Annotated in this window: 5 protein-coding genes; all 5 read right to left on the reverse strand. The window is 33.4% G+C overall.

The genetic code is table 11. The annotated features are described in order from the left end of the window. Window positions 1–95 (reverse strand): DUF3127 domain-containing protein (locus tag HRT72_03775; GenBank protein NQY66825.1); only part of this gene is annotated, 95 nt, incomplete at its 3' end. An 8-nt stretch (window positions 96–103) separates the two neighbouring features. Beyond that, a complete protein-coding gene (locus tag HRT72_03780) occupies window positions 104–538 on the reverse strand; it encodes a peptidylprolyl isomerase (GenBank protein ID NQY66826.1) in 435 nt (144 codons plus the stop codon). A gap of 43 nt (window positions 539–581) precedes the next feature. Next, window positions 582–854 (reverse strand): hypothetical protein, encoded by a 273-nt coding sequence (locus HRT72_03785; protein NQY66827.1) that lies wholly within the window; start codon window positions 852–854, stop codon window positions 582–584. Between the two features lie 12 nt (window positions 855–866). Then, window positions 867–1646, reverse strand: coding sequence for a peroxide stress protein YaaA (yaaA, locus tag HRT72_03790; protein ID NQY66828.1), 780 nt, complete (start codon window positions 1644–1646; stop codon window positions 867–869). A 139-nt stretch (window positions 1647–1785) separates the two neighbouring features. Further along, a partial coding sequence (locus HRT72_03795) for an FKBP-type peptidyl-prolyl cis-trans isomerase (GenBank protein ID NQY66829.1) occupies window positions 1786–1884 on the reverse strand: 99 nt, incomplete at its 5' end.

Genomic DNA, 1884 nt, shown 5'->3' on the forward strand with positions numbered 1-1884 from the left:
ACAAAATTTTGTTTTTTCCACTCTTTTCCTGCTTTACTTGTGCCGCTTTCTACTTCTAGTATTTGGGTTATTTTACCCGAAATCGTTAAACTCATATCTTAATTTATTCTGCTACTGTTATGCTATTTATTTTATCTCCTTCTTCTATTTGATCAATAATCTCTAACCCTTCTACTACTTTACCAAAGCAAGTATGATTACCGTCAAGATGAGCCGTTTGATCTCTACTATGACAAACAAAGAACTGTGAGCCACCTGTATTTCGACCAGCATGCGCCATTGACAACACACCTTTATCGTGATATTGGTTATCGCCGTCTAATTCGCAGTCAATATTATAACCAGGTCCACCCATCCCATTTCCATCAGGACAGCCACCTTGAATAACAAAATTCGGGATTACTCTATGGAAATTTAAATTATCGTAATAACCATCCTTTGCCAATTTGGTGAAGTTAGCCACCGTACCTGGAGCATCTTTATCGAAGAACTCAACCTTCATATCTCCTTTTGCTGTCTTAATTACTGCTGTTGTCATTTCTTTATTTTATTAGATATTCTATTTACTCACTCTTAATATACTAGCTTAGTTTATCAACTTTAGCTAATAACGCATTTACACCTTCCGATAAACCATCTGTGATAGATGCAAAATGCTTCTTTCTTTCTTTTTGATCTACCTTAGAACTAATCTTTGAAATCAAAGTATTTCTTAGTTGTACAGCTTCTTCAATAATTGAATTTGCATCTTTCGTATTCTTCTCAGGGTTATCAATTTCTGCCGAAAAGCACTCTTCGATAATATCAAATATTAATTCGTTAACCGCTTTTTTTAAATTTCTCTTATTTGCCATTTTATTAATTTATTAATTCAAAATTTCTTTTCTAGTGAAGACAAAATCATCTTCCGAAGACATCCCCTTATTATAACTATATCCATTTATTGAAAAGTCTTTCAACCCTTCTGCTTTCTCTATTCTATTCTTGATTATATAACCAGTCATTAAACCTCTGGCAACCTTTGCATAAGTCATAATTGACTTAAATTCTCCATTTCTCCAATCCTTAAAAACCGGTGTAACCACCCTGGCATCCAAAGATTTAAGATTTACTGCCTTTATATATTCATTTGATGCTAAATTAATCAATATCCGATTCTTGTGACCATCTAGTTGAATTGATATTTCATTCGATACTATTTCCTGCCAAAATTCATAAAGATTGTTTTTGCGACCAACTTTTAGTTTCGTACCCATTTCCAATCTATAAGGATGAATTAGATCTAAAGGACGTAAAACCCCATGAAGACCGCTCAAAATCCGAAGATGATCTTGTGCAAAATCAAAGTCTTTTTTTTCAAAACTACTTGCATTCATCCCTCGGTAAACTTCACCACTAAAAGCAAGAACAGCCTGTTTGGAGTTTTCCGAATTAAAGGTGGTAGACCAATTTTGATATCTATCATAATTCAACTCTGACAAATCACTATTAAGACTCATCAGTTTGCCAATTTGCTTTGCCGAATATTTTCTAAGCTTTTTAACTAAATCACTCGATTCATAAATAAACATGGGATTTGTTGAATCCGCAATATTATTAGCATCTGAAAAATCGAGCCGTTTCGCAGGCGAAATTACTGAAAGCATCTGAACTGTATTTATCTTTATTAAGCGAGCTAAATTTGCCAAAATACCGACTAAAATCAAAGATTTAGAAACTTAACTTATAAACGACTTATTAGCCATCAAGAATCAAGTAGAGAATATGAAATATTAGGGAAATATTCTATCGAACATCCATTAACTCCACTTCAAATATCAAGTTAGCCTTTCCTGGAATTGGTGGACGGCCACTAACACCGTAAGCTAAATTATAAGGAATAAA

It is taken from the genome of Flavobacteriales bacterium, assembly GCA_013214975.1.
GTDB lineage: Bacteria > Bacteroidota > Bacteroidia > DT-38 > DT-38 > DT-38.